Here is a 21,168-nt window from a genome sequence, read left to right as displayed (position 1 = left end):
GCCTCGAGAACGAGTTCTGCGGCATATGACGCGCTGACCTGCGGGTACGTGAGTTAGCCAGGCCTTCCTGGCTGGACGGGCCCGGAAAGGCGTCCTAACGTCGACGAGGTCAGCAAGAACGTCCCCACCCGGAGGTCATCATGAGCACCCTCATGGAGCAGCCCCCCGTCTCCGAGTGCTCGGTCGACGGATGCTCGTACAACCACGCGCACGCCTGCAGCGCCGCGGCCATCACGGTCGGCGGGGGCAGCGGCGACGCGCAGTGCGCGACGTTCATCCCGCTCGGCGTCAAGGGCGGCCTCGACCGCGTCGTCTCGCACGTCGGCGCCTGCCAGCGCGGCGACTGCGCCCACAACGAGCACCTCACCTGCGGGGCCTCGTCGGTCCGCATCGGTGCCGGTCACGACCTGGCGGACTGCCTCACCTACGCCCCGGCCTGACCTGCGGCGCCACCGACCCCCGTTCCCCTCGCCGGGACCGGGGGTCGTGCCGTGCCCGGGTCAGTCCTCCGGCTCCAGAGCGGCGGCGATGGCCGCGGGGACCGGGGTCTGCCCCTCGGACAGCTCGAGCACCAGACCCGCGGTGAGGGGCTCGTCGAGCAGGGCCACCAGCACGGCGGCGACGTCGTCGCGGGGCACCTCGCCGCGCGGGATGTCGGGACCCAGGCGCACGTGCCCGGTGCCGGGGTCGTCGGTGAGGGCGCCGGGGCGCAGGATCGTCCAGTCGAGGTCGCGGGGGCGCAGGTCCTCCTCCGCCGCGGTCTTCGCGCGCAGGTACGCGACGAAGGTCGGGTCGGTGCCGGCGGGCGGCTCCGAGCCCGCCCCGACGGACGACACCAGCAGGTAGCGGCGGATCCCGGCGAGCGCGGCGGCGTCGGCGAGCAGTCCGGCGGCCCCGCGGTCGACCGTGTCCTTGCGCGCGTCGCCGCTGCCCGGACCGGCGCCGGCCGCGAACACGACGGCGTCCACGTCCGTGAGCCGCGCGGCGAGCGTCTCGGCGTCGGTGTGCTCCAGGTCGAGCACCACGGCGGTGGCCCCGTCGGCCTCGACGTCGGCGACGTGGTCGGGGTTCCGCACGATGGCGAGGGGGAGGTCCCCGCGGGCCGCGAGCTGGCGGCTGAGTCGGCGGGCGATCTGTCCGTGGCCTCCGGCGATGGCGATGCGCATCTGCCCACCGTAGGAGCGCGGGTCGCGGGTCGCGAGCGGGGAGCCGGTGGGGTGGGACGTGGTTCGCCCCCCGGGCCGCGTCAGAGGGGGGCAGTCCGCGGGCCCGGGGGGCGAGTGACCGCACTCGGCCGGGGGGTTGGCGTCGTGCGGGTCGCAGGCCCCGCCCCGGGGAACGAGTCCGCCGGGGTGGGGCTGCTCCGCCAGATTAGGTCCGGCCGCGGGCGGTTGAGTACTGATGAGTAGCGCGATCCCCCGAGCCTGGGTGGTCGGACGTCGAGGTTGGGTGCTCCTCGGGTGGGACTCGTGCGGTCCGCTGAGTGGTGTCAGCCCGTCGCGGCGTCGCCGGCAGGGTGCTCGAGGGTCCGTAGCGACGCGAGGCGTGCGCGCAGCGACGGCACGTCGTCCGCTCCGGTGCCGGGCACCAGCGACAGGGCGGTGAACGTCTCGGCGGCGGGCAGCAGGTCCCGTGCGAGGTCCCGCAGCGCCTCGGCGACCTCCGCCAGGTCGGCCGCGTGCGCCGCGTCGAGCTCCGGCCCGTCGCCCTGCAGGCCCACGTACAGGACGAAGCCGGCCCGGGCGGGCTGCCCGTCGGGGGTCGTGGTCGTGCGCCGCGGCGGGGCGAGGGGCAGGACGGGCGCGCGGCGTCGGGCGCCCGACGCAGGGCGGGCGACGGTCGCGGGAGGTCGGGTTCGGGCCACGGGGTGCTCCAGGGTGCTGCTCGGGGGTGCGCGGGGACCGCGGGCCTCGGCGGGCGGCGGTCGGGGAGTCGGGCGGGGACGGCGGTGCGTCAGGCCCGACAGCGCGGATACGTCCCGGGGCGGTCGCCGACGGACGCCGGGGCGGCGTGGGTCGGGCGGCGGCGGGACGTCATGCGTCGATCGTGGCAGGCGCGGCGGCCACGGCCAAGGGGATAGCGCGCGGTCTCAGCGTCCGAGACCGGATGTCCGGGTCCTCGCGGGCCCGGGGGCGGTGCGGCCGGGGCTCAGACCACGCCGTACAGGCGGTCGCCGGCGTCGCCGAGGCCCGGGATGATGTACGCGTTCTCATCCAGGTGGTCGTCGACCGCTGCCACGACGATCGAGACGTCGATCCGGTCGCCCAGGTGGTCCTCGAGGACCTTGAGGCCCTCCGGCGCGGCCAGCAGGCAGACGACGGTGACGTCACGCGCGCCGCGGTCGAGCAGGAAGTCGATCGCCGCGACCAGCGTCCCGCCCGTGGCGAGCATCGGGTCGATGAGGAAGCACTGCCGGCCGGTCAGGTCGTCGGGCAGCCGGTTGGCGTACGTGACGGCCTCGAGCGTCTCCTCGTCGCGCTGCATGCCCAGGAACCCGACCTCGGCGGTCGGCATCAGGCGGGTCATGCCGTCGAGCATGCCGAGCCCGGCGCGCAGGATCGGGACGACGAGCGGCAGCGGCTCGGCGATCTTCACGCCCGTGGTCGTCGCGACCGGGGTCTGGACCTCGACCGGCGCGGTGCGGACGTGGCGCGTCGCCTCGTACGCCAGGAGGGTCACCAGCTCGTCGACGAGCTTGCGGAACGTGGGGGACGACGTGTCCTTGTTCCGGAGCACCGACAGCTTGTGGGCGACGAGCGGGTGGTCGGCGACGTGCAGGCGCATGTGCCCAACCTACCGCGCGCCGGGGGTGCCGGACGCCGCACGCGGGCCCGCCGGCGCCCGCGTGCGGGAGGATGGCGGCATGTTCGCGCGCGCCGACGACCTCACCGCCATGGGCCTGGCCCTCACCGAGGCGGCGGGCTGCGCGGCCACCGGCGACGTCCCGGTCGGTGCCGTCGTGCTGGGGCCGGACGGCGCGGTCGTCGGGGCGGGCCGCAACCGCCGGGAGGCCGACGCCGACCCGACCGCGCACGCCGAGGTGCTGGCGCTGCGGGCGGCGTCCTCGGTGCTGGGCCGGTGGCGCCTCGACGACTGCACCCTCGTCGTCACCCTCGAGCCGTGCCTGATGTGCGCGGGGGCGACCGTCCTGGCCCGGGTGCCGCGGCTGGTTCTCGGCGCGTGGGACCCGAAGGCCGGGGCGTGCGGGTCCCAGTGGGACGTCGTGCGCGACGTGCGGCTCAACCACCAGGTCGAGGTCGTCGGCGGGGTCCGCGAGGACGAGTGCGCGGCGGTGCTGCGGGAGTTCTTCGCGGGGCACCGGGGGCGCTGAGCACCCGGTCAGAGCCGCGCGGCGAGCTCCTGCAGCGTCTCCGAGGCACCGGCGTCCAGCGTCATCGTCGCCAGCGGGTCCCCGCGGGTCGCACCCCGGTTGAGGATCACCACCGGTCGACCGCCGGCCGCCGCGTGCCGCACGAAACGCAGCCCCGACTGCACCGTCAGCGACGACCCCGCGACCAGCAGGGCGTCCGCCTCGTCGACCAGCGCGTACGCGGCCGCCACCCGCTCGGCGGGCACCGTCTCCCCGAAGTAGACGATGTCCGGCTTCAACATCCCGCCGCACGGCCCGTCGCCCCCGTCGGGGTCCGGCTGCCAGCAGCCCGCGACGACGAAGTGCGACGTCTGCTCGATCACCGCGTCCGCGTCCGGGGCGATCTCCACGTCCCCGACCGCCCCCACGGACTCCGCGAACCCCGGGTTCAGCGCCTCCAGCCGCTCCGCGAGCTCCGTCCGGGACACCACGCGGTGGCAGCGCAGGCAGATCACCCGGTCGTACCGGCCGTGCAGGTCGATGACCCGCCGCGAGCCCGCCTGCTCGTGCAGCAGGTCGACGTTCTGCGTGATGAGCCCGACCACCGTGCCGTGCGCCTCCATCGACGCCAGCGCCCGGTGCCCGGCGTTCGGGTGCGTGCGGTGCACGTGCTGCCACCCGATGTGGTTGCGCGCCCAGTAGTGCTGCCGGAACGCCGCGTCGCCCACGAACTGCTGGTACGTCATCGGGTTGCGCGGCGGGGAGTCCGGGCTGCGGTAGTCGGGGATCCCCGAGTCCGTCGACAGTCCCGCACCGGTCAGCACCGTCAGCCGGCTGCCCCGCAGCAGCGCCACCGCGTCGTCGACCGTGCCGGGGTTCGGCCGGACGTCGTCGTGGGCGGGAACGGGCAGGCGCAAGGACGTCACACCCCCACGGTACGACCCCGATGCGGGAGATCCGTCCGGCATCCGGTAGTCTCCCTTGCCGAGGTAGCGTGTCCGAGCGGCCTAAGGAGCACGCCTCGAAAGCGTGTGTGGGTGAAAGTCCACCGTGGGTTCAAATCCCACCGCTACCGCGTGTGATGCCGAGAGGCGTCCGCGACAGCCCGAACCCTGATCAGGGTTCGGGCTGTCGTCATCTCCGCGGTGGTCCGTGGACGCCCCGACCACCTACCCAGGCAGGTCGGTGATCTGCCCCGCACCACCTCATTTCGCGCGATCTACCCCGTCTGAGGGGTCGCCGCACCACCTCATCGCCCGCGAGATCGGACCAGATGGTCCGTTGAGTAGTGCCGGTTCCGCCTTGCTTGTCGTCAGCCGCTGCCCGTCCCGGGGTGCGGCGACCGACGAACGAGGGGGTCCGGCGTGGGTGCCGCGTGCCGCGTGCTGCTCGTCCTGCTGCTGGGCTGCGTCGGGACGGCGGGGGGTGCCGCCGTCGCGTCGGCCGCGCCGCCGCCCGCCGACCTGCGGTGCGCCCCCGGTGAGCGCGCCTGCGACGGCGACGGCGACCGGATCCCCGACGCGGTCGAGCAGGTGGTCTGCGGGTCGGTCACGTGCGCCACCGGGCACGAGGACGCGGACGCGGACGGCCTGCCGGACTGGGTCGAGGTGCTGGCGTCGGGATCGACCACCGACGCCGACCCGGGTGCGGACCGGGACGCCGACGGGATACCGGACCACGCCGAGCTGCTGACCTGCGGCTCGACGGTGTGCGCGACGGGGCGCGAGGACGTCGACGGCGACGGCGTGCGCGACTGGGCGGAGGTCGTCATCTGCGGCGACACCACCTGCGCCACCGGGTCGGAGGACTACGACGGCGACGGGGTGCCGGACGCCGACCAGCTGCACGCGTGCGTCGTCTACGACCGCGGGTCGTGGTGGGGCGACCGGTGGGCGGGGCGCCTGGCACGGACCGGCGGCGACTGGTGGCCCGTCCTGCTCGCCGCGCTGGGGGCGGTCGTCGGCGGGACCTGGCTGGTGCGCCGGGCGGGCCGGACGGTGACGACCGCGGCGCCCGGACCCGGCGGTGGACGCGGACCCGGCGGTGACGGCGGGGTCGCGCCGTGACGCCGCCCGGTCGGGGTCGCACCCTGCGGACGCTGCGCGCGTGCCGGGCGCTGCGCCGGGGCGTGGGGATCGCGGTCGCGGGGACGCTGCTGGTGTCGGTCGGCGGTCCCGTCGCCGCCGACGAGGGCCTCCGGCTGCTGTCCGGCGCGGAGGTCGTCGAGCGCGCGCGGGCGTGGGCGGCGCAGCTCACCGGCACCGACCCGGCCCCGGCCGCCACCACGGAGCCGCCGGACGCCCCGGCGCCCGACCCGCTCACCGGGGACCAGGCCGCGGCGGTGCTCGGCGACCTCACGCGGACCCTCACGCAACCCGCCCAGGGCCCGGACGGCACCGTGGTCGCCGGCGAGGGCGGGACCGTGGTCGCGGACGACCTCGGGGTGAGGGCGGAGTTCTCCGGGCACGAGGTGCCGGCCGACCTGGCGGTGCGGGTCGATGACCTCCCCGGCGCTCCCTCGGCCCGGTCCCGCGCGGGCGTCGACCCGGGGCTGCCGGCGGACGCGGTGCTGCTGGTCGACCCGTTCGAGGTCGTCGCGACCGACGGGGCCGGCGGTGTCGTCACGTCCTTCCCCGCCCGGTCGGCGGCGGTCGAGCCCCTGACGCCCGACGACCCGGCGACCGACGCGGACGTCGTGCCGGGGCTGCGGCTCGAGGTCGCCGTCGACGCGGCACGGGTGCGCGCGGCGGACGTCGACCGGGGCACCGTGCGCCTGTTCACCCGGGAGACCGCGGCCGAGCCGTGGGTGCGGGTCGCGTCGTACCTCGACGCCGCGACGTCGACCGTGGTGGGCGAGCTCGACCACCTGTCGCAGTTCGTCGTCGTCGGCACCCCCAACGACCCGGAGCCGCGCCCGCGGATCGTGCTGGACCCGGACAACGACGTCGCGAGCGTCACCGCCCCGAACGGGGCGCACGTCACCGAGCTGCCGTACAACGTGCGGCTCGCCACCGGGCTCCAGCAGCTGTTCGGGCAGGCGTGCCACGCGGACGTCGTGCTGACCCGCGACGGCAGCACGCCCACCGTGTCCCGGCAGCTGCGCGCGGGCGTCGCGGCCGCGGCCGACCCGGACCTGCTGCTCACGATCGGGTTCAACTCGTTCGCCGGCGGCCCGGGCGGCAGCGAGGGCGGCGGCGGGTCGCGGGTGTACTTCCGGGGCGACCCGCTGTCGGTGGACGCGGGGATCCGCCTGCACCAGGAGCTGCCGGGGTACACCGGGCGACCGTCCCTGGCGATCGACGTGCACCCGAGCCTGCCGTACGCGGACTACGCCGGCCTGCCCGGCGCGAAGGTGCACCTGGAGGCGCTGCACCTCAACCACAACTACGACTGGCCCGTCATCGACGGGGGCTTCGACCACCTGGTCAACGGGGTGTTCACCGGGCTCGGCAAGCACCTGGAGGGCCAGGGCTTCAACTGCACGGACTACTTCGGCGGCGGGTGGCCGGACCGGCCCAGCGCGGCCGACCTGGCGCGGTGGCGGCTGCTCGGGCACCTGAACTACCTCGTGTACGGCGCCGACCCGGTGTCGTTCTCCACCGGCAACCTGGTCGAGGACGAGCCGCTGTTCGCGCTGCCCGGCCCGGGCGGCACCGACACCGAGGTGACCCTGGTCCACAACTCCCAGGACGGCCGGCCCACCCGGGTCGGCGCGGGCTGGTCGTTCGACCTCGGCGGGCGCGCGCAACGGTTCTCCGACGGGTCCGTGCTGGTCGTGCGCGGCGACGGCGCCTCGTTCGTCCACGAGCCCGACGGCGCCGGCGGGTTCACCGCCGACCCGGGCGACCCGTCGGTGCTGCGGGAGGTCGCCGGCGGCGTGCTCGAGCAGACCGACGCCGACGGCACCCGCCGCGTCTACGACACCAGCGACCTCGAGGGGATCGGCGAGCTCGTCTCGGTCACCGACCGGGCCGGGAACGTCACGACCCTGACCTACGGGCAGCCGGACGGCGACGACGCGTTCGTGCCGCTGACCGCGATCACCGACGCCGCCGGGCAGCGGATCGCCGTGACGAACGACGACGCGGGGCGGATCACCGCGTTCACCCTGCCGGACGGCCGGGCGTGGGGGCTGACCTACGACGGGGCCGGCGACCTCACGACGATCACCGGCCCCGACGGCCGCACCCGGGGGTTCACCTACGACGGCGCGCACCGGATGGTGACGGCCACCGACCCCGCGGGCGTGCGCTACCTGCACAACGTCTACGACGCCGCGGGCCGCGTCGCCGAGCAGCGGGACGCGCAGGACAACCTCCGGACCTGGGCCTACGCGGACACCCCCGACGCGGACGGGCTGCGGCACGTCGTCTACACCGACAACGAGGGCAACCCGTCGACGTACTGGTTCGACGCCCGCTACCGCGTGGTCCGCACCGAGGACACCGCCGGCCAGACGGAGCGGTTCACGTACGACGGCGCGGACCGGGTCACCCGGTTCGCCGACGGCGAGGGCCGCGTGACGCGCTACACCTACGACGCGCGTGGCGACGTGGCGACGCGGACCGGGCCGGACGGCGCCGTCACGGCGTACGCGTACGACGGCGCCGGGGCCCTCACGTCGGTCACCGAGCCCGGCGGGGCGGACGGCGGCACCCGCAGCACGACGTGGGCGCTGTCCCCGCGCGGCCTCGTCGACGCGGTCGTCTTCGCGGACGGCACGACCGCCACGGCGACGTACGACGCGGCCGGGGACGTGCTCACCGAGACCGACCCGGCGGGCGGCACCCGCGGCTACGCGTACGACGGCCGGGGCAACGTCGTGACCTCGACCGACCCGACCGGCGCGGTCACCGCGTACGCGTACGACGCGGCCAACCGCCTGACCGCCGTCACCGACCCGGCCGGGTCGACCACGTCGTACGCCTGGGACGACGGCGACCGACTGGTGGCGCAGACCCAGCCGGACGGCGGCGTCGTGCGGATCGAGTACGACGCGAACGACCACCCGACGTCGGTCACCGACCCGGGCGGAGCGGTCACCCGCTACGCCTGGGACGCGATGTTCCGCCTCACGTCCGTCACGGACCCGGAGGGCGGCGTCACCACGTACGCGTACAACCGCGAGGACGCCCTCGTGCGGCGCACCGACCCCGAGGGCGGGGTCGTCGCCTACGAGCTCGACGACGCGTACCGGCCCGTGACCGTGCGGGACCCGGTCGGCGGCGCGTGGCGCGTCGCCTACGACGCGACGGGCGCGGTCGTCGCCGAGACCAGCCCGGAGGGCGGCACCACGACGTCGACCTACGACGCCGCGGGCCGCCTGGAGTCGGTCACCGACCCGGCCGGCGGGACCACCGCCTACGCCTACGACGCCGCCGGCCGGCTGGTCGCCGAGGTGGACCCGGTCGGCGCCACCACGACCTACGCGTACGACGCCGTGGACCAGCTCGTCGCGGTGACCGACCCCGTCGGGGAGGTCACCGGGTACGCGTACGACGCCGTGGGGAACCTGACCGGGGTCACCGACCGGCGCGGGCAGACCTGGACGCGCGAGCACGACCGGTCCGGCCGGGTCGTCGCCCTAACCGACCCGCTCGGCGCGCGCACCGCGTACGCGTACGACGCCGCGGGCCGGGTGGCCGCCGTCACCGACCCGCTCGGCGCGGTGACGGGCTTCTCGCACGACGCGGCCGGCCGGGTCGTCGCGGTCACGGACCCGCTGGGCGACGTGAGCACGACCGCGTACGACCTCGCCGGGCGTGTCGTGGCCGCGACCGACCCGCTCGGGGCGGTCACCGCGTACGGCTACGACCTCGCCGGGCGCCTGACCTCGGTCACCGACCCCACCGGAGCCGTCGGCCGGTACGGCTACGACGCGGCCGGCCGCCAGACCAGCACCACCGACCCGCTCGGCACCGCGACCCGGTACGCGTACGACGCCGCGGGGCAGCTCGTGGAGGTGGTCGAGGGCGCGGGCACCGACCTGGCGGCCACCACCGCGTACGCCTACGACGGGGACGGCCGGCTCGCCGGGATCACGGACGCGCGCGGCGGCGTGTCGTCGTTCGCGTACGACCCGGCGGGGCGGGTGGTCCGCGAGACCGACCAGGTGGGGTCGGTCACGACCGCCCGCTACGACGCCGCCGGCCGGGTCACGCGGACGCGGGCGGCGGACGGCCGGGTCACCGGCTACTCCTACGACCCTCGCGGCGACCTGGTCCGCACCCGGTACGCCGACGGCAGCACCGTCGAGCTCACGTACGACGCCGGCGGCCTGCCCATCGCCATGACCGACCCCACGGGCGCGACCGCGTGGGCCTACGACGCCGCCGGTCGGCTCGTCCGGCAGACCGACGCCGCCGAGCAGACGCTCGCGTACGACTACGACGACGCCGGGCAGGTGGTCGGCCTGACGCTCCCGTCGGGCGACACCGTGGCCTCGACGTACGACCTCGCCGGCAGGCTCGTCGCCCAGCACACGCCGTGGGGCGACCTCGACCACGCCTGGGACGCGACCGGACGGCTGACCGCCACCACCCGCACCGAGGCCGACGGGGCACCGGGCATGGCGTCCACGTTCGCCTACGACCCGGCGGGGCGACTCACCGCGCTCGCGCACCTCACGCCCGTCGTCCCCGACGCGCCCCGGCCGTCGGCGGCGGTCACCGCGTCGGAGCCCGCGTCGCTCGCGTCTGCTGGTGCGCCGGCCACCTGCACCTCCGCGTCCGCGTACCTGGCGGGCCGGACGATCCCGGAGTCCGGCGCCGGCACCCGGTGCCGCGCCGCCGCCGACTACCTCGGCGCCCGCACCCTGCCGACGTCCGACCCGGTCGCCGCGCACGGCGAGGGCGTCCGCCTGGACTACGCCTACGACCCCGCGTCGAACGTCACCGCCCGCACCCGCACCACCGGCGACGTGTCCGCCGCGACCGAGCCCGCCGCGGCGCTCGCGGCCCCGGCCGCTGCCCACCGGACGACGTACGCCTACGACGCGCTGTCCCGGCTGACCGGGTCGAGCAGCACCGACGGCGCTACCGCCACGTACGCGTACGACGCGACGGGCAACCGGACCGACCGGTCGAGCACCACCCGGGACGGCACGAGCAGCTGGGCGGCCACCTACGACGCGGCGCACCGCCTGGTCGCCGCCGACGTCACCCGCGACGACGCCACGGCGCACGTCGCGTACGCCGTCGACGCGAACGGCGCCCGGCGGTCCGCCACCGCCACCGGGGACCCGGCCCTCGCCTCCGAGCTTCCGGATGACCGCCGACTACGACGCCGCCGGGCGGATCCGCTCCTACGCGACCGACGACGCCACGACGACCACCACCCGCGACGGCCTGGGCCGTGCCGTCGGCACCGCGACGCAGACCGCGACCGGCACCGTCTCGACGTCCTGGGCTTACGACGGCCTCACGGCTGTGGCGGGCCGGTCCGGCGGCGACACGATCGCGCTGGTCCGCGACCAGCTCGGGACCCTCGCGCTCCAGGCCGACGACCGCCTGGCGGGCACCCTCGACGGACCGGTGCGCTGGGGCCTGGTCGACGCGCTCGGCTCCGTGATCGCTCAGGCCTCCGGCGCAGGTGGCCCGACGGCGATCACCCAGGAGGTGACGTACGACGACCTCGGGGCGGCGACCGCGCGTACGGACGGGTGGGCGTCCGACGTCGGGTACTCCGGGGAGCTGCAGCGACCTGGCGACCGGGACGGTCGGGTACCACCAGCGGCTCTACGACCCGGTGTCCGGGACGTGGGCCACGCGCGATGCGTGGCGCGGGCTGCTCACGGCGCCGGCGACGCTGAACGGGTTCGCGTTCCTGACCGGGAACCCGGTGTCGCAGGTCGACGTGCTCGGGTTCGCGGGGATGCTGATCGACGGGCAGTGGGGCAGCGTCCAGGCGTACAAGAAGGCTCAGGCAGCCAAGAAGTCCGCGGCGCCGACGTCGGCCTATGCGCCGGGGTGGAGGCCTGGGGTCTCACCCGAGGAGACGGTGCAGCAGAAAGCCAACCCTCAGCGGGGCAAGCGCACCGTCGTTAGTCCGCAGAGCCCAGGGGGTTTGGTGTCCAAACCCACCGCACGTGAAAGTATGACGCATGCACGGCATGCATTCTACGACGCAATTGCTTGGCTTGAAGAGCATGTAGCGGGATTAATCGTCGACAGCATCATTGCTTTCAGGGCCGCTCCGAGGGTGGTTCTCGGGGCGTGCGCGTTCATCTGCCTCGACCTTGCCGTTGGGTACGAGGATGCGGGGTCAGGCTTCTTCTTCTACGCGGGAACCGGTTTGGGGGCTCGGGTAGACGCCGGATTGACATTCGCAATATCAAATGGCGCAGATGGCGGATACTCCGTGACTCCTGAATGCACGGCGAAGGTAGGACCAGGAGGGGCGACAGTGGGGCTCGAATTCTCGCCTGACATGTCCCCGAGCGTCGGATTTTCGCCAGGCGCAGGAGCTGGTTGCGCTATTAAAGTCGGCTACACATGGAGATGAGGTTGGATGTTAGTCCAGTTCATAGTCGCCAGCATTTTGCTGGTCGCGGGAGTTGTGTGTGCGATCAAGCATCGCTCGGTCGAGGTTCTGCTGCGAGAGTTCGCCGTTCGCGCGCCGCGACTCACGCGCGAGCCGACGAGGATGCCTGCCAGGATGCTGTCGATTCTCTATCCCGTGGTGATGGTCCTCGGGTCGTACCTCTTGTTCTTCGAGATTCGCTGACATGGACGATCGGCACCCAGTCGGCGCGGTCGCGCGGTCGAGTCTCCTTCTCGGAGCTCCTGCCACTTTCTTAGCGGCATACGCGCTGGTTCGACCTGGGGTAGTCGCGCTATTGTCCGTGGCTGTGTCGGCTGGCGCGACCGCCGTGGTGGGGCGGCTTGCTCGCCGGCTTCGAATTGAAGCGGCTCAGGTTCCTGATAAGGCGACCAGGGCCGGGTCCGAGCGCTTCTACCGCTGGTGCCTCGTGGCCAGTTTTTGCGCCTTGGTCGCGGCCGCCTCAGGCCTCTGGCTCGGTCGCGCGCTCATCGCGCCGCTGGCGGCGGCGGTGGCCTACGGAGTCATGACGCTCGCTTGGGCGGGATACGCGCTGGCCGCCTCTCGTACTCCCGATTGAAAGGTACATGTCGAATGAAAGAGTGGAGACTTCTCGAGCGTGTTCCTATCGTGAATAGAGCGTGGCAATTGATACTGACTTCAGCGCCCCCGGTGACGAACGAGATTCGGCACAGGTGCCCACCGCGACGACCAGCCAGTTCCTGACATGCTTCATCCCGTCTCGGTGAGATTGATGTCTCGTGGTCAAAGCGAAAGCGAGCCGGCGACCGCGGAACGTTCTCGTGCAGGAGGCGGTCGAGCAGATCGAGGCGTGCCGGCTCGCCGCTGATCGGGGGCCGTCCTCGAGAGCGGAGGTGAGCCGACGCATCGCGTGGCTGAGCCTGCGCGAGCTGGCCGCGGTCGCCTGGTTCGGTCCCGGCGTCTACGCGCTCGGGCTGTGGCTCTGAGCGGCCACTTCCGGCCGCGCTCGTGATTCACGTGGAGGGTGATGTGCTGAAGCTGGAGCTTGCCGCAGGGTTCTTCGCCTGTGCGGCGATGGGCGCGATCGGCGCGTATGCAGGAAACCCGGAGGGAGCGGTCAGGATCATCGGGGCGGGCTTGATGGGCATCGTGTGGGGATCGCTCCTCGCCCAGGTTCCGACCGCCGTGCCGGGACGTGCCGACAAGCCACCACGTCAGGAGGCGCTCTCCGCCTACTCGACCTTTCTCTCCAGCCTGGCGGTCCCGGTCATGGCGTTCGTCGTGGGCTCGACCGTCGGGGGGGACGTTCGCCCTGTGGTTGGGGTTGGCCGCCGTGGCTCCGGCTCCGCTCGGTGGCTACTGCCTGGCGAGACTGGCGATCAACTACCCGCAGTCACGGGCGCGACGGATCATCGCGCCCGAGGTCCTCTTCAGAGATCATCCACGCCAGTGAGAAGCCAGGTGGGCCCACGATGCGTGGGGTATTCCGGCACTGGCATGCACCGCCTCTCAGCGGCGCTGAAAGCAGGAGAGATGCTCTTCAGGATTTCGGATTCAACGCGCTCCGTGGGTGTCGTGGTTCTCGTTCTTGCCGCGGCTACGGCCACGATGGTCGCTGATCCACGCCTCGAGTTCGGGGCTCGCGTGTTCTCTGTGGTGATTGCGCAACTTGCGGTGCTGGCATGGTTCTTCGTGGCTCGATCCTGGATCTACGCCAGCCCTGACGCACTTGATAGCAGGAATCTCGTGTTCGAGTGGCGGATCGAGTGGGCTGCCATAGCTGCGATCGAGGCCGCCGATCGCGTCGTCGTCCATGACCGGTACGGACGGAGTCACCGCCTCTACGCCGTCCAGCGAGCCAACATCGCGGCGATGAACGGCGCAGAGTCCCGTGTCGATCGAGTGGTCCAGGAGCTCCGCGGCGCGCTGGATCTCTTCGGGGCGAGAGGTGAGCATCCGCCGGGTCCGGTCCGACGCCGGTTGATTCGACCGACTCGCGTCGAGCTCGCTGCGCTCGTCGGCGTGGTCCCACTGGGTGCTCTCGTCGGGGGGTACGTGCATGGGTGACCACGTGCACGCGACGGTTCCGAGTGCCCCGATGGTGGTGTCCCTCGAGGGTTCACGCGGAACGCACCACCGTGTCTCGTGCCCGGGAGGCGGCCTCGTGGCGGCGCGTTCGCGGGAGGCGGGGTGAGGCCGGCGGGACGCGTGCGGAGGCTCCTCGATCGGCTCAGGGGCGGCGCGGAGCACGCGGGTTGCGGCGTTGATCTGCGTAGCGAGCAGGCGTCGCTCGAGCGGATCCTCGTGATGGGTCTGATCGACTGGCTGCCGAACCAGACTCTCAACTACGAAGGGTCGGGACGCGAGTACCCGCTGAGCACAGTGGGCCGGACACGGGTGCTGGGCGTTGCTGCGCGCGTCTTCGACGACGGTCTTCTGGTACCGGGCGAGCTCCGCGCGTCAGGGTTCGAGGATTGGCGCGGGACGCCCGCCGACTGGCTCGACCGGGCGGCGAGAGAGCTCGACCGCTTCGACTGGCACTCGATGGGTGACGGCTTCTGGTTGCGTCTGACCGAGCGGGGCGTGCAGGTGGCGGAGCGGTCGGAGGAGGTCCTGTGAGCGTCGCGGTCACAGAAGTCCCGCTGGTCTTCGGGATGTCGCGCGGGATGCGGGTCATGAGAGTGGTGCTCTTGGTGCTGGCCGCGGTCATCGCGTTCGTGTCGGGTGTGGACGTCGGGGGCGATGCCGACGCCGGGCTCGGCCTGGGGCCCGCGCTCTTCTCGGCTTCTCTTCGCCCTCGTGCTGAGCCGCGGCACCATCACCTGCGACGCCACGGGCATCCACGCCCGCAACCTCCTGCTCGACCTGCACGTCCCGTGGCGCGCGGTCCGGGAGGTGGTGGCGCGGGACCTGGTGGTGGTCGTGACCTCCTCGGGTGCACAGCACCGGTTGTGGGCGGTGCAGCGGGCGAGGATCGCGATGATCCTGAATCGGCGGTCGGTGGTGGACGACGTGGTCGAGCGGATCGAGTCGGTGCGCCCGGCGTTGACCGACCGGGCGCCCGACGATGACCGGGTCGTGCGTCGTCCGGCCTGGCCGAGCCTGGACGACGTCGCGCTGGTCGTGGCGCTCGCGCCCGGCGCGTTCGTCCTCGGGATGCTCGTCTAGTCGGGTCCCGCGCCCGCCGCCAACGGCCCCCACTTGCCTGTTAACGTTCACTACAGGAACCGGCACCGGCGCGCGGACCCTCGTGCGTGCGCCGCGGTCGCCGCAGTCGTAGCCAGAAGGGTGGACGGGCGATGCAGTCCGGATCCGACACGCCGCGCCTGGACCAGGCGGGACGGGCGGTTCCGGAGACCCGGGCCGGTCGGGACCCCGACGGCCGCCCCCGACGCCCCGGCATCCTCGACGTCGCTAGCCGCGCGGGCGTGTCCCACCAGACCGTGTCGCGGGTGCTCAACGACCACCCGAACGTCAGCGCGCGCACCCGCGCGAAGGTCGAGGCGGCGATCGCCGAGCTGGGCTACCGGCGGAACTCCGTGGCGCGGGCCCTGGTCACGCGCCGGACGGGGTCGATCGGCGTGGTCACGGAGGACTCGCCGCTGCACGGTCCGACGATGACGCTGATCGCGGTGGAGAACGCGGCCCGCAGCTCCGGGATGTACGTGAGCGTCGCGACGGTGACGCAGTGGGACGTGGACTCGGTGCGGGGGTCGCTGGAGCACTTCCTGGACCAGGGTGTGGACGGCGCGGTGGTGATCGCGTCGCACGACGACGCGGTGCGGGCCGTGGAGGGCTTCGCGCACGAGCAGCTGCCGGTGGTGATGCTGGGGCCGTCGGACCTGTCGGGCGGGGTGTACACCGCGGCGGTGAACCAGTACGCGGGCGGCCGGATGGCGACGCGGCACCTGCTGGAGCTCGGGCACACCGACGTGCTGCACGTGGCGGGGCCGGAGTCGTGGCTGGACGCGCGGTCGCGGTCGCGGGGCTGGCGGGACGCCATGCGGCAGGCGGGCATCACCCCGCGCGAGCCGATCCCGGGGGACTGGCGGGCGAGCACCGGCTACCGGATCGGGCAGGAGCTGGTCGCGAAGGCGCGCACCGCGGGCGAGGAGCTGCCGACGGCGGTGTTCGCGGCGAACGACCAGCTCGCGCTGGGTCTGCTGCACGCGTTCGCGGAGGCGGGGGTGCGCGTGCCGCGGGACGTGTCGGTCATCGGGTTCGACGACGTGGAGGGGTCGGCGCACTTCTTCCCGCCGCTGACGACGATCACGCCGGACTTCACGGAGCTGGGTCGGCGGTGCCTGGACCAGATGGTCGCGGCCATCGCCGGCGCGCCCGCGGTGGACGGCAACGTCGGTGCGACGGTCCGCGTCCGCGCGAGCACCGCCCCGCCCCGCGCCGGCGCGCCGGCGTCCCGCACCGTCCCCGGGTAGTTACCGGATCGTGACCACCCACCCTTGACCCGCCGGATTGTGAACGATCACAATTTCGCCACCGACACAGGCGTCGGTCCAGTGACTCAAGGAGGAGTTCATGTTCGGACGACAGTCCCGGCGGGCCGCGTTCGGTGCCGTCTCCCTGGCCGCCCTGCTGGGCGTGGCCGCGTGCAGCTCCGGTTCCGGCGGCGGTGGCGGCGACGACGGCGGTGACGACCTGATCCGCGTGGGCTTCTCCCAGCTCGGCGCCGAGAGCGGCTGGCGCACCGCGAACACCGAGTCGGTCAAGGCGAGCCTCACCGAGGACGCCGGCTTCGACCTCAACTTCGTCGACGCGCAGCAGAAGCAGGAGAACCAGATCAAGGCGCTGCGCGACTTCGTCGCCCAGGACGTCGACGTCATCGCGTTCTCCCCGGTGATCGAGACCGGGTGGGACGAGGTGCTGCAGGAGATCAAGGACGCCGGCATCCCGGTGGTGCTGGTCGACCGCACCGTCGACACCACCGTCGAGGACCCGTACGTCACCTGGATCGGGGCCGACTTCCGCCAGGAGGGCACCACCGCGGGCGAGTGGGTCGCCGAGAACGCGCCCGACGCGAAGATCTTCGAGCTGCAGGGCACGCTCGGCTCGGGCGCCCAGATCGACCGCGAGGAGGGCTTCGACGAGATCGTCGGGGACCAGGTCGTCGGCAAGGCCAGCGGCAACTTCACGCGCGCCGAGGGCAAGACGGCCGTCGAGGCCGCGCTGCAGGCGTACCCGGAGACCACGCTGATCTTCACGCACAACGACGACATGGGGCTCGGTGCGATCGAGGCGATCGAGGCCGCCGGCAAGGTGCCGGGGGAGGACATCCAGATCGTGTCGGTGGACGGGGTCCGCGACGGCCTCCAGGCGCTCGTCGACAAGAAGTTCAACTACGTCGTCGAGTGCAACCCGGTGTTCGGCGACCAGCTCGCCGAGCTGATCCAGCAGGTCGCGGACGGCGAGGACGTCCCGAAGGAGACCATCGTCGTCGACCAGGCCTTCGACCAGACGATCACGCAGGCCGACGTGGACGCCCGCGCCTACTGAGCCACGCCGGGCGGGGTGGGCGGTCCCGGCCCACCCCGCCCGACCACGGCCCGGGACCAGGAGGACACCGATGTCCGCAGGGAGTCACCCCGACGACCGCGCCGTCGTGCGCATGACCGGCATCACCATCACGTTCCCCGGGGTCAAGGCGCTCGACGGTGTCGACCTCACGCTGCGCGCCGGCGAGGTCCACGCGCTGATGGGGGAGAACGGCGCGGGGAAGTCCACGCTGATCAAGGCGCTGACCGGCGTGTACCGGGTGGACTCCGGCGGCATCGAGGTCGACGGCGAGGAGCACGTGTTCGACGGCCCGGACCGCGCGCAGCGGGCCGGGATCAGCACGGTCTACCAGGAGGTCAACCTCTGCTCGAACCTCACCGTGGCCGAGAACGTCATGCTCGGCCACGAGGTGCGCCGCGGTCCGTTCATCAGCTGGCGGGCGACCCGGCGGGCGGCGCGGCGGGTCCTCGAGCGCCTCAACCTCGACATCGACCCCCGGTCGCAGCTCGCGAGCCACAGCATCGCCGTGCAGCAGCTGTGCGCGATCGCCCGGGCGCTGGTCGTCGACGCGAAGGTGCTGATCCTCGACGAGCCGACGTCGTCGCTCGACAAGGCGGAGGTCGCCGAGCTGTTCCGGGTGGTCCGCCAGCTGCGCGAGTCCGGGGTGGCGATCCTGTTCGTGTCGCACTTCCTCGAGCAGGTGTACGCGATCTCCGACCGGATGACGGTGCTGCGCAACGGGCGGTTCGTCGGCGAGTTCCGCACCGCGGACCTGAGCCGCCGGGACCTCATCTCGCACATGATCGGCCGCGCCGAGGAGGACCTCGCGGGCATCGAGGAGCGGGCCCGCGGCGCGGTCACCACCCACTCCGCGCAGGAGGTGCCGGTGCTCGCGGGCGTCGGCCTCGGGCGCGACGGGGCCGTGGAGCCGTTCGACGTGAACCTGTACGCGGGCGAGATCGTGGGCGTCGCCGGGCTGCTCGGCTCCGGCCGGACCGAGGCCGCGCGGCTGCTGACCGGCGCGGACCGCCCCGACCACGGCGAGCTGCGGGTCCAGGGCACGCCCACCCGGTTGAGCACGCCGCTCGCGGCCCTGCAGCGCGGCATCGCGATGTCCAGCGAGGACCGCAAGAAGGAGGGGATCATCGCGGACCTCACCGTCCGGGAGAACATCGCCCTCGCGCTCCAGGCCCGCCGCGGCACGCTGCGCCGCGTCCCCGCCCGCCAGCTCGACGAGCTGGTGCAGAAGTACATCGTCGCGCTGAACATCAACCCGCCGAACCCGAACGCGCTGATCAAGAACCTGTCCGGCGGCAACCAGCAGAAGGTGCTGCTCGCGCGCTGGCTCGCCACCTCCCCCCGCGTCCTCGTGCTCGACGAGCCCACGCGCGGCATCGACATCGGCGCCAAGGCCGAGATCCAGCGCCTGGTCACGGAGCTCGCCGCCGACGGCATGTCGGTGGTGTTCATCTCCTCCGAGCTCGAGGAGGTGCTCCGGCTCAGCCAGCGCATCGTCGTCATGCGCGACCGGCAGAAGATCGCCGAGATCGAGAACGACGACGCCGTCACCACCGACACCGTCCTGGAGACCATCGCGATGAGCGCGGAGACGTCCCGATGACCGCCCCCGCCCCGGCACCGGCGCGCACCCTCGACCTGCGGGCGCTGCGGCGCGTCGCCGACCACGGGATGTTCTGGCCCGTCGTCGCCCTGCTCGTGCTGCTGGTCGCGTGCGGGCTGAAGAGCCCCGGGTTCCTCGACGTGACCCTGCGCGACGGGCACCTGTTCGGCCAGCTCATCGACCTGCTGCGCAACAGCGCGACCCCGCTGCTCCTGGCGCTGGGCATGTGCCTGGTGATCGCGACCGGCGGCATCGACCTGTCCGTCGGCGCCGTCATGGCGATCGCGCTGGCGGTGTCGCTCACCTACCTCGACGGGTCACCGGACCCGGGCTCCGTCGGCGCGGTCGCGGTGGCGATCGCGCTGGGGCTGGCCGTCGGGCTGGTCGTGGGCGCCTTCAACGGGTTCATGGTCGCGGCCCTGGGCATCCAGCCGTTCATCGCCACGATGATCCTCATGGTCGCGGGCCGCGGCATCGCGATGCTCATCACCCAGGGGCAGATCACGACCGTCACCAGCCCGCCGTTCAAGTCGATCGGGTCCGGGTTCCTGCTCGGGGTGCCGACGCCGGTGGTGATCGCGGCGGTGGTGTTCGTGCTGGTGACGCTGCTGGTCCGCCGCACCGCCCTCGGGATGTTCCTGGAGTCGATCGGCGTCAACGGCGAGGCGAGCCGGCTCGCGGGCGTCCGGGCGCGGTCGACCACCTGGACCGTGTACGTGATCGCGGGCGTCCTCGCGGCGCTCGCCGGCCTGGTCTACGGCGCGCCGACGATGGCGGCCGACGCGAACAACATCGGCCTGCTCAAGGAGCTCGACGCGATCATGGTCGTCGTCCTCGGCGGGACCAAGCTCGACGGCGGCCGGTTCAACCTCGGAGGGCTGATCGCGGGCGCCCTGCTGCTGTCGACCCTCGAGCGCGCGGTCATCATCTTCGAGCTCCCCTCGCAGACGACGCCGCTGTTCAAGGCCGTCGTCCTGATCGCCGTGTGCGTCGCGGCGTCCCCGTACCTGCGCTCGCTCGTCGAGTCCCGCCGCGCGCGGGCGAGCCGGCCCCGACCCGTGGAGGTCGTCCGATGACCGACCAGCTCACGCACGCCCCGGCCCCCGCGCCGGAGCGTCCCGTGCGACGCCGGCTCGCCGGTCTCGTGCAGCTCGCGCACCTCGACCGCCGGTTCCTGCCGGTGCTCGGCACGGTGCTGACGCTCGTGCTCATGCTCGGCGTCGGGCAGAGCCGGTACTCGACGTCCCGGTCCGACTTCATCAGCATGAAGCTGTTCTCGAACCTGATGATCGACAACTCCTACCTGCTGGTCCTCGCCGTGGGTATGACGTTCGTGATCCTCACCGGCGGCATCGACCTGTCGGTCGGCGCCGTGGTGGCGCTGGTCGGGCTGGTCGTCGCGAAGCTGTTCACCGCGGGGCTCCCGCTGCCGGTCGTGCTGGTCGTCGGCGTGCTGATCGGCACCGCCTGCGGGCTGCTGATCGGCGTCCTGGTGCAGGTGTTCGACATCCAACCCTTCATCGCCTCGCTCGCGGTGATGTTCCTCGCCCGGGGCCTGGCGAACGTCGTCAGCACCAGCTCGCTGGCGATCAAGGACGAGGGGTTCGCCGCGCTCGCCTCGTGGAGCCTGAAGTTCGGCGAGGGCCGCACCACCTGGCGGATCAACGCGAGCATCCTGATCGCGGTCGCGGTGCTCCTGATCGCGTTCGTGGTGCTGCACTACACGCGGTTCGGGCGGACCGTCTACGGGCTCGGGGCCAGCGACCGGGGCACGGCCGTCAGCCTCATGGGCCTGCGCCCCGCGCGCACCCGGATCTGGGTCTACGTGATCAGCGGGACCTGCGCCGGGATCGCCGGCATCCTGTTCGCGCTCTACACCAAGTCCGGGTACAACCTCACCGGCATCGGGATGGAGCTCGACGCCATCGCGGCGGTCGTCATCGGCGGGACGCTGCTGTCCGGCGGGGTCGGGTTCGTGCTCGGCACCGGCGCCGGCGTGCTCGTGTACGGGCTGATCCAGGTGCTGATCGCCCGCGAGGGCCTCGACTCCTGGTGGACGCGGGTGTTCATCGGCGGGGTGCTGCTGCTGTTCGTGATGCTGCAGCGGCTGATCGTGGCCCGCCGGCGCTGACGGACCCACCTGCGACGATGGGCGCAGCGACCCCGCCGACCCGGAGGTGCCCCGTGCCGCCCACCGTCCGCCTCG

At 73.1% G+C, this 21,168-nt stretch carries 17 protein-coding genes and 1 tRNA gene; 14 read left to right on the top strand and 4 right to left on the bottom strand.

Annotation, left to right across the window (positions count from 1 at the left end; genetic code table 11):
* Positions 1-140 precede the first annotated feature (140 nt).
* Positions 141-440, top strand: coding sequence for a DUF1540 domain-containing protein (locus AC1VL8_RS03625; protein WP_389235614.1), 300 nt, complete (start codon positions 141-143; stop codon positions 438-440).
* Positions 441-500: 60 nt separating this feature from the next.
* On the opposite strand, the gene AC1VL8_RS03620 is transcribed toward AC1VL8_RS03625, so the two are convergent.
* The 3 genes from AC1VL8_RS03620 to upp all read right to left on the bottom strand — a co-directional run bounded on the left by AC1VL8_RS03620 (position 501) and on the right by upp (position 2,784).
* The gene (locus tag AC1VL8_RS03620) at positions 501-1,166 is read right to left on the bottom strand and encodes an SDR family oxidoreductase (protein WP_483074176.1); all 666 of its coding nucleotides are present in this window, start codon (positions 1,164-1,166) and stop codon (positions 501-503) included.
* A 323-nt stretch (positions 1,167-1,489) separates the two neighbouring features.
* Positions 1,490-1,864 (bottom strand): hypothetical protein, encoded by a 375-nt coding sequence (locus AC1VL8_RS03615; protein ID WP_389235609.1) that lies wholly within the window; start codon positions 1,862-1,864, stop codon positions 1,490-1,492.
* A 284-nt stretch (positions 1,865-2,148) separates the two neighbouring features.
* On the bottom strand, positions 2,149-2,784 hold the full coding sequence (upp, locus tag AC1VL8_RS03610) for a uracil phosphoribosyltransferase (RefSeq protein WP_389235606.1): 636 nt from the start codon (positions 2,782-2,784) through the stop codon (positions 2,149-2,151).
* A gap of 79 nt (positions 2,785-2,863) precedes the next feature.
* On the opposite strand from upp, the gene AC1VL8_RS03605 reads away from it, so the two are divergent.
* Complete coding sequence (locus tag AC1VL8_RS03605) at positions 2,864-3,331, top strand: nucleoside deaminase (RefSeq protein WP_483074175.1); 468 nt, start codon at positions 2,864-2,866, stop codon at positions 3,329-3,331.
* Positions 3,332-3,339: 8 nt separating this feature from the next.
* On the opposite strand, the gene AC1VL8_RS03600 is transcribed toward AC1VL8_RS03605, so the two are convergent.
* A complete protein-coding gene (locus AC1VL8_RS03600; protein WP_483074174.1) occupies positions 3,340-4,236 on the bottom strand; it encodes a Sir2 family NAD-dependent protein deacetylase in 897 nt (298 codons plus the stop codon).
* A 62-nt stretch (positions 4,237-4,298) separates the two neighbouring features.
* Here AC1VL8_RS03600 and AC1VL8_RS03595 point away from each other — a divergent pair.
* The 12 genes from AC1VL8_RS03595 to AC1VL8_RS03540 all read left to right on the top strand — a co-directional run bounded on the left by AC1VL8_RS03595 (position 4,299) and on the right by AC1VL8_RS03540 (position 21,093).
* Positions 4,299-4,385 (top strand) — tRNA-Ser (locus AC1VL8_RS03595).
* A 289-nt stretch (positions 4,386-4,674) separates the two neighbouring features.
* Positions 4,675-5,376, top strand: coding sequence for a hypothetical protein (locus AC1VL8_RS03590; RefSeq protein ID WP_483074173.1), 702 nt, complete (start codon positions 4,675-4,677; stop codon positions 5,374-5,376).
* Positions 5,373-11,120: a DUF6531 domain-containing protein gene (locus tag AC1VL8_RS03585; protein WP_483074172.1), complete on the top strand. Its 5,748-nt coding sequence runs from the start codon at positions 5,373-5,375 to the stop codon at positions 11,118-11,120. Before AC1VL8_RS03590 ends, AC1VL8_RS03585 begins: the two co-directional genes overlap by 4 nt.
* A 698-nt stretch (positions 11,121-11,818) precedes the next feature.
* The gene (locus AC1VL8_RS03580; RefSeq protein WP_483074171.1) at positions 11,819-12,034 is read left to right on the top strand and encodes a hypothetical protein; all 216 of its coding nucleotides are present in this window, start codon (positions 11,819-11,821) and stop codon (positions 12,032-12,034) included.
* 825 nt (positions 12,035-12,859) lie between these two features.
* A complete protein-coding gene (locus tag AC1VL8_RS03575; RefSeq protein WP_483074170.1) occupies positions 12,860-13,897 on the top strand; it encodes a hypothetical protein in 1,038 nt (345 codons plus the stop codon).
* Positions 13,898-14,038: 141 nt separating this feature from the next.
* Positions 14,039-14,449: a hypothetical protein gene (locus AC1VL8_RS03570; protein ID WP_483074169.1), complete on the top strand. Its 411-nt coding sequence runs from the start codon at positions 14,039-14,041 to the stop codon at positions 14,447-14,449.
* Between the two features lie 180 nt (positions 14,450-14,629).
* Positions 14,630-14,998: a hypothetical protein gene (locus tag AC1VL8_RS03565; protein ID WP_483074168.1), complete on the top strand. Its 369-nt coding sequence runs from the start codon at positions 14,630-14,632 to the stop codon at positions 14,996-14,998.
* Between the two features lie 131 nt (positions 14,999-15,129).
* Positions 15,130-16,266: a LacI family DNA-binding transcriptional regulator gene (locus AC1VL8_RS03560; protein WP_483074167.1), complete on the top strand. Its 1,137-nt coding sequence runs from the start codon at positions 15,130-15,132 to the stop codon at positions 16,264-16,266.
* A gap of 100 nt (positions 16,267-16,366) precedes the next feature.
* Entirely contained in the window at positions 16,367-17,341 is a 975-nt protein-coding gene (locus AC1VL8_RS03555) for an ABC transporter substrate-binding protein (protein WP_483074166.1), read from the top strand.
* Positions 17,342-17,411: 70 nt separating this feature from the next.
* Positions 17,412-18,962 (top strand): sugar ABC transporter ATP-binding protein, encoded by a 1,551-nt coding sequence (locus AC1VL8_RS03550; protein WP_483074165.1) that lies wholly within the window; start codon positions 17,412-17,414, stop codon positions 18,960-18,962.
* Positions 18,959-20,038 carry an ABC transporter permease gene (locus tag AC1VL8_RS03545; protein WP_389232506.1) on the top strand — a complete coding sequence of 360 codons (1,080 nt, stop codon included), beginning with the start codon at positions 18,959-18,961 and terminating at the stop codon, positions 20,036-20,038. Before AC1VL8_RS03550 ends, AC1VL8_RS03545 begins: the two co-directional genes overlap by 4 nt.
* Positions 20,035-21,093, top strand: a complete 1,059-nt coding sequence (locus AC1VL8_RS03540; protein WP_389232503.1) for an ABC transporter permease subunit — start codon at positions 20,035-20,037, stop codon at positions 21,091-21,093. The genes AC1VL8_RS03545 and AC1VL8_RS03540 overlap by 4 nt, the downstream gene beginning before the upstream one ends.
* Positions 21,094-21,168 lie beyond the last annotated feature (75 nt).

It is taken from the genome of Cellulomonas sp. KU4C (assembly GCF_056868065.1).
This window is presented reverse-complemented; position numbering and strand designations above follow the sequence as displayed.

Excerpts from the sequence above, each read along its gene's own strand:
- AC1VL8_RS03625 (WP_389235614.1), top strand. The coding sequence starts at position 141 with ATGAGCACCCTCATGGAGCAGCCCCCCGTCTCCGAGTGCTCGGTCGAC.
- AC1VL8_RS03620 (WP_483074176.1), bottom strand. The coding sequence starts at position 1,166 with ATGCGCATCGCCATCGCCGGAGGCCACGGACAGATCGCCCGCCGACTC.
- upp (WP_389235606.1), bottom strand. The coding sequence starts at position 2,784 with ATGCGCCTGCACGTCGCCGACCACCCGCTCGTCGCCCACAAGCTGTCG.
- AC1VL8_RS03605 (WP_483074175.1), top strand. The coding sequence starts at position 2,864 with ATGTTCGCGCGCGCCGACGACCTCACCGCCATGGGCCTGGCCCTCACC.
- AC1VL8_RS03580 (WP_483074171.1), top strand. The coding sequence starts at position 11,819 with ATGTTAGTCCAGTTCATAGTCGCCAGCATTTTGCTGGTCGCGGGAGTT.
- AC1VL8_RS03560 (WP_483074167.1), top strand. The coding sequence starts at position 15,130 with ATGCAGTCCGGATCCGACACGCCGCGCCTGGACCAGGCGGGACGGGCG.
- AC1VL8_RS03555 (WP_483074166.1), top strand. The coding sequence starts at position 16,367 with ATGTTCGGACGACAGTCCCGGCGGGCCGCGTTCGGTGCCGTCTCCCTG.
- AC1VL8_RS03550 (WP_483074165.1), top strand. The coding sequence starts at position 17,412 with ATGTCCGCAGGGAGTCACCCCGACGACCGCGCCGTCGTGCGCATGACC.
- AC1VL8_RS03545 (WP_389232506.1), top strand. The coding sequence starts at position 18,959 with ATGACCGCCCCCGCCCCGGCACCGGCGCGCACCCTCGACCTGCGGGCG.
- AC1VL8_RS03540 (WP_389232503.1), top strand. The coding sequence starts at position 20,035 with ATGACCGACCAGCTCACGCACGCCCCGGCCCCCGCGCCGGAGCGTCCC.